A 5,809-nucleotide genomic window follows, 5' to 3' on the forward strand; every position below is an offset into this window, starting at 1 on the left:
AAATTACGAAATAAATAGACTTCAAAACGAAATAAAAGATTTGCAAAATAAATTGGAAGAGATAGAAAAAAATATCTTATATAAAGAGGATATTTATAAAAAAAGGGAAAATGAGGATTTTGATGATTGTATTGCTATGCAATCAAAAGATCTTTTTTTAAAATCTATTTTAGACGAAATAAAAAGATTAAATATAAAAAAAAGGGATTTAGAAGAGATTTTAGAGTATAAAAAAGATATCCTATCAACAATACTGGGTGAAAAAAAAGCATTTAATAGCTATCTAGAAAAACAAGAAATTAAAAAGGCTAAAGAAGAAAGTGAAAATGAAAATAGGCTTGCAAATGAGATATTTGTTCGTAAATTTTATAATAATTAGTTTTCTATCATTAAACTCTTTTGCTCAAGCTGAAAAAAAAGAGATTGAGATAGAGATAAAAAAGCTTGAGAGTTTAAAAAAAGAGGTTGAAGAGAAAATTAGAAAAAATGAAGAACTTTTAAAAAAGATAAAAGAAGAACAAGAAAAATTAAAAATCACTAAAGAAAATCTAAAAAAGTTACAAAAAGAGCTTAATAAAGAAAGATATAAAAAATTGGCCAAAGCTTTTGAAGGGATGGAGCCTGAAATGGCTGGCGAGAAACTATCAAAACTTGAAGATCCTGCAAAAGCTGCTTACATTTTATATAATATGAAAGCAAAAAGCGCGGGAGAGGCTTTAAATTTTGTAGATCCAAAAAGAGTAAGTGAAATAGTAAAAATTTTAACAGATCTAAAAAAGAAAAAATGAAAAAAAATCTATTTAAGATATCCATTTTTTTAGCAATTTATATTTTGTCCAATATTTTTTTATTTTTTTATTTTTATAACGATAAACAAGAAAGAATAAAGATCTATTTTGATCAAAAAGTTCAAAAGCTTTTTTCAGAATATAAAGCAACAAAAAATAGCTTTAAAATGTTAAGCAGCTTTGTTCATGACTCTATAAATGAAAGAGAGGATATATTAAATTTAATAGAAAAATTAAAAAATCAAACAACAAAAACTAAGATAGTAGAAATTAGAAAAGAGATATATAATAGATTATTAAATTTTTATAAACTTTTGAAAAAATATAAAATCTATTATATGACTTTTTATTTTCCTGATGGGAAAGTGTTTTTAAGAATGCATCAGCCATATAAGTTTGATGATTTTATCTATAAAAAAGAGAAAAATTTAGATTTTTTACAAAAAGAGTTTAAATTTACAGAGATTGAAACCGGAATCATTTATAACTATCCACTTTTTCTAAATGGAAAATTAATCGCACATATGAAAACTTCCATAACATATGATATATTAAAACAAGAGCTAACTAAACTTTTTAACAGCGATTATGAATATATCCTAAAAAAAGAGTTTATATCAAATAGTGCGTTAAGAACGGGACAAAAACTTTTTATTCAAAGCGATATAAATGAAAACTATTTTTATGAAGAGAGCTCAATAAAAAGAGATAGATCAAGAGTAAACAATAAAACTATTCACAAAATAAACCAAATATTAAAAGAAAAAATCAAAGATCGATTAAATCTTGAGAAAAATTTTGCACAAGATGTCTTCTTGGATGGTAAATATTATATAGTTACGTTTTTAACAATCTCACCTACACAAAAAAATAGCAAAAATATAGGCTATCTAATATCGTATGAACAGGATAATACGTTTGGAGTTTTTAATTCAATATTTTTGCATAATATTTTTCTTGGTAATATTATTATTATATTGATTTTAGGTTTTATATATTATGTTTTAAAAATCAATGAAAAATTAAAACATATCGCAGCAACCGATAAATTAACAGGACTTTTTAATAGAAACAAATTTTATGAAATCTCATCTTTTGAGCTTGAAAGAGCAAAAAGATATAAAAGACCAATGTCATTAATAATCTTTGATATCGACTATTTCAAAAGAATAAATGATAAATATGGACACAATATTGGGGACTATGTTTTAAAAAAATTGTCTCAAATAATCAAATCAAATATAAGAAAAAGTGATTTTGCTTTTAGATGGGGAGGGGAAGAATTTATCATACTTGTTCCTGAAACTTCGCTTCAAGGAGCAGAAAAACTTGCCGAAAAGTTAAGAAAGGCAGTTGAAGATTATGAGTTTGATACTGTAAAATATGTAACTATAAGTTTAGGAATAGCTGAGTATGATCCTGATCTAGATAAAGATATAGATTCTTTGATAAACAGAGCGGACGCTGCTTTATACGAATCTAAAGAAGCGGGCAGAAACTGCATAACTTTAGCTAAATAGTTAGGATAAATAATGGCAAAAGACCCAAGCAAAACGGAAAAGGCTACCCCCCGTAGAAGAGAGAAAGCCAGAGAAGAAGGACAAGTCGCAAAAAGCCAAGATATCCCAATATCCGCCTCTTTACTTGTTATATCACTTTTTTTAATATTTTATTTCCCTTATGCTTATGAAAAACTCCACTCCTATTTTACATATATATTTTCAAATCCGATCTATCTTTTAGTTAGTCAAAACAAACTAACGATAATAGAAACCGTAAAAATATTGGCGATACTTATTTTCCCAGTTTTCTTAACGCTTTTCATAATAGGCTTTTTATCAAATGTTGCACAGTTTGGATTTATGTTTACACTAAAACCGTTAACCCCAAAACTTGATAAAATAGATCCAATCTCTGGGCTTCAAAGACTTTTTTCTTTAAAAACGTTGTTCGAACTTGCTAAAAATCTTTTAAAATTAGTTATAGCTACGACGGTTGCCTACTATTTAATAAAATCTTTGCTTGAAGATGTTTTTAGGTTCTCTTTTATTGCGGTAAACCAGGATGCCTATTTTTTAGTTAAATATACTTTGATTATGATATTAGCTTTTGCTCTTTTATCCATACCCATATCTATAATCGACTATCTTTTTAGAAGACACGAATATGAAGAAAATATAAAAATGAGCAAACATGAAATTAAAGAAGAACAAAAACTTTACGAAGGCAACCCTCAAATAAAAGCGGCGATTAGAAAAAAACAAAGAGAAATGAGTCTAACTAGAATGATGGCAGAAGTTGCTAAAGCGGACGTTGTTATCACAAACCCTACTCACTATGCGGTAGCTTTGTCTTATAAAAGAAAAGAGATGCAAGCTCCTAAAGTCGTCGCAAAAGGGAAAGATTTAATAGCTTTAAAAATTAAAGAGAAGGCAAAAGAGTTAAATATCCCAATAGAAGAAAACCCTCCCCTTGCAAGAAGCTTATACGAATCTTGCGAAATAGGAGATTTTATACCTGAAAATCTATATAAAGCGATAGCGAAAATTTTGGCAAAAATTTATAAAAAAAGAGGAAAAATCTAAAATCCAATAAATTTTACCAAATCCACATAATCTTCACCAAGCCTTTGAATAATAGTTATGATAGTATAAATAAGCACTGAAGCACCAAAAGCCAAAGATGCAAGCCCCACAAAAATCTGCATAGGTAAACCCACTATAAAAACGTTTATCTGCGGAATTAAACGATTTACCAAAGCTAAAGCTACATTTATCAAAAATAGTATCAATGCAAAAGGAAAAGCAACCTGAAAACCTATCATAAATATATTTGCTGAATATTTTATTATAAATTCCCAAACTCCTTCATTTATTATAAATTTATCTAAAGGGATATAATCAAAACTTAAAATTATTGAACCAAGTATATAATGATATGCATCTGTTAAAAAAAAGAGCATATAAAAAAGAAGGATAAAAAATCTATTCAATACTGAAATCTGTCCAAAAGTTGGATCAAATACGTTTACAACGGTTAAGCCCATAAAATAGCTAATAATCTCCGCAGCATACGAAAGAGCCGATACGAAAATATTTACTAAAAGTCCCAAAGAAAAACCTATAAAAAGCTCTTTTAATATAAGCAAAGCGATAAAATACTCAGAAATTTCTTTAATATTTATATCTACTTTTACAAAATTTGAGATATAAAAAGAGAGCATAACAACCAATAAAAGCTTTATATTTGTTGGAATCATAGATGTGTTTAAAAGAGGAAAGCTTAAAAAAATAGCTATTACTCTAGTAAAAATTAGTCCTATCAATAAAGCTTCTTGTGGAGTTATTAGAGGTTTCATTGCAATATTGTTGTTAAATTTTGAAAGGTCTCTTTAAAATATTCTGTTAAAAGCATAAACATCCACGAACCAAAGATGATCATTGCTACAACGGTCGCGACAATCTTTGGAATAAAAGTAATCGTCATCTCGTGTATCTGCGTTGCCGCTTGAAAAATACTAATAAGTAGTCCTACGATAAAAGCCGTCAATAAAATAGGACCTCCAACCATTAAAGCAACTTTAAGCATCTGCTCTACAAATGTTATAGCCTGATCTATGTTCATTTGTAACTCTCTATCAACGCTTTTATCAAAAGCTCCCAACCGTCCGCCAATACAAATAAAATAAGTTTAAATGGAAGTGATATCATCATAGGCGGAATCATCATCATACCCATTGACATCAATATACTTGCGACTAAAAGATCTATTACTAAAAATGGAAGAAAAATTATAAAAACTACCTCAAAAGCTATTTTTATCTCACTTACCAAAAACGCCGGAATTAATGTAATCATATCAAGCTCTTCAGGACTTTTTGGCTTTTTTTTAGACATATCTATAAAAAGCTTTAAATCCTCTTTTCTAGTGTTTTTCAATAAAAACTTTTTTATAGGCTCTTTAGCTCTATCAATTGCCTCCATATCAGAAATTTTTTTATCCATATATGGAAGTATAGAGTTTTTATGAATATCCATAAACACAGGCTGCATAATAAAAAAAGTTAAAAAAAGAGAAAGTGCGATTATTACCTGATTTGGTGGTGATTGAGGTATTCCTAGCGCATGTCTTAGAAGCGAAAGTATTATTACGATTCTTGTAAATGAAGTAATAGTTATTAAGATCGCCGGAGCAAGGCTTAATATTGTTATTAAAAAAAGTATTTTTAAGGTAACATCCAAATCTTTTAATTGATTTATAGTATCCTCAACGACTCCTGCGTTAAGAAATAATGGAGAAAAAAATAAAATAAAAAAAACAAAATTAACTCTTTTCATCTATTGTTCCTTGAGACATCTTTGCCTCATCTTGCCACTCTTTTATCTTTTTTATCCCTTTCTCATCTAAAGAGAGCAAAAAAAGAGTCTCTTTAACTTTTATCAAATATAAAAGTTTGTTTCTCGATAGATGTACACTTTCAATAATTTTTATATTTTTTGTCCCTTTTGAAGTCAAATTAAAACCGCTTTTTAAAAGAAAATAGTATATAGAATAGATAAAAATAACAATTATGGAAAAGGAAGCCAAAAATTTTAAAATTTCAATATTATCAAGCAAGATCGATTATCCTTACACCATATTTTTCATTTGCAATAACCATCTCGCCAAGAGCAAAAGTTTGCCCATTAATATGTAATTTTATATAGTCATCAATCCCAGTATCAAGTTTTAATATATCACCCTCTTTTAAAGATATAATTTCAAGCAACATTTTTTCAGTTTTTCCAACACTTACATGAATCTTTAATTTTACATCGTTTAAAAATTCTAATGATAGCGGTTTACTTTTATTTTCAATACTATTTTCTTTTATATTCACAAATTCTCCCTATCAATTAGGCAGTTTGAATAACAAAATCTGTAAAATAAACAGTTCCCGCAACATTCTCATTGATTGCGGACCCATATGTAGAAGTTGAAAAATTAATGGTTGGTGCGGCATCATCATCTGTTATGGTGAT

At 27.9% G+C, this 5,809-nt stretch carries 9 protein-coding genes; 4 read left to right on the plus strand and 5 right to left on the minus strand.

The window, feature by feature from the left end:
* From AC30RD_RS03335 to flhB, 4 genes are all read left to right on the plus strand, one after another.
* Positions 1 to 379: hypothetical protein (locus tag AC30RD_RS03335; protein ID WP_489492806.1), on the plus strand; the 379-nt coding region annotated here is incomplete at its 5' end.
* On the plus strand, positions 345 to 788 hold the full coding sequence (locus AC30RD_RS03340; protein WP_489492808.1) for a MotE family protein: 444 nt from the start codon (positions 345 to 347) through the stop codon (positions 786 to 788). The genes AC30RD_RS03335 and AC30RD_RS03340, both read left to right, overlap by 35 nt.
* Positions 785 to 2,308 carry a GGDEF domain-containing protein gene (locus AC30RD_RS03345; protein WP_489492809.1) on the plus strand — a complete coding sequence of 508 codons (1,524 nt, stop codon included), beginning with the start codon at positions 785 to 787 and terminating at the stop codon, positions 2,306 to 2,308. Before AC30RD_RS03340 ends, AC30RD_RS03345 begins: the two co-directional genes overlap by 4 nt.
* Positions 2,309 to 2,320: 12 nt before the next feature.
* Positions 2,321 to 3,373, plus strand: a complete 1,053-nt coding sequence (flhB, locus tag AC30RD_RS03350) for a flagellar biosynthesis protein FlhB (protein WP_489492810.1) — start codon at positions 2,321 to 2,323, stop codon at positions 3,371 to 3,373.
* On the opposite strand, the gene AC30RD_RS03355 is transcribed toward flhB, so the two are convergent.
* Genes AC30RD_RS03355 through AC30RD_RS03375 form a run of 5 tightly spaced genes read right to left on the minus strand, consistent with a single transcriptional unit; the run spans position 3,370 to position 5,667 of the window.
* The gene (locus AC30RD_RS03355; RefSeq protein WP_489492811.1) at positions 3,370 to 4,146 is read right to left on the minus strand and encodes a flagellar biosynthetic protein FliR; all 777 of its coding nucleotides are present in this window, start codon (positions 4,144 to 4,146) and stop codon (positions 3,370 to 3,372) included. The genes flhB and AC30RD_RS03355 overlap by 4 nt on opposite strands.
* Positions 4,143 to 4,412, minus strand: coding sequence for a flagellar biosynthesis protein FliQ (fliQ, locus tag AC30RD_RS03360; RefSeq protein WP_489492812.1), 270 nt, complete (start codon positions 4,410 to 4,412; stop codon positions 4,143 to 4,145). The genes AC30RD_RS03355 and fliQ overlap by 4 nt, the downstream gene beginning before the upstream one ends.
* Positions 4,409 to 5,125, minus strand: coding sequence for a flagellar type III secretion system pore protein FliP (fliP, locus tag AC30RD_RS03365; RefSeq protein WP_489492813.1), 717 nt, complete (start codon positions 5,123 to 5,125; stop codon positions 4,409 to 4,411). Before fliP ends, fliQ begins: the two co-directional genes overlap by 4 nt.
* A complete protein-coding gene (locus tag AC30RD_RS03370; protein ID WP_489492814.1) occupies positions 5,112 to 5,405 on the minus strand; it encodes a flagellar biosynthetic protein FliO in 294 nt (97 codons plus the stop codon). Before AC30RD_RS03370 ends, fliP begins: the two co-directional genes overlap by 14 nt.
* Positions 5,398 to 5,667: a FliM/FliN family flagellar motor switch protein gene (locus AC30RD_RS03375; RefSeq protein ID WP_489492815.1), complete on the minus strand. Its 270-nt coding sequence runs from the start codon at positions 5,665 to 5,667 to the stop codon at positions 5,398 to 5,400. The genes AC30RD_RS03370 and AC30RD_RS03375 overlap by 8 nt, the downstream gene beginning before the upstream one ends.
* Between the last annotated feature and the right edge of the window lie 142 nt (positions 5,668 to 5,809).

It is taken from the genome of Nitrosophilus sp., from assembly GCF_982775275.1.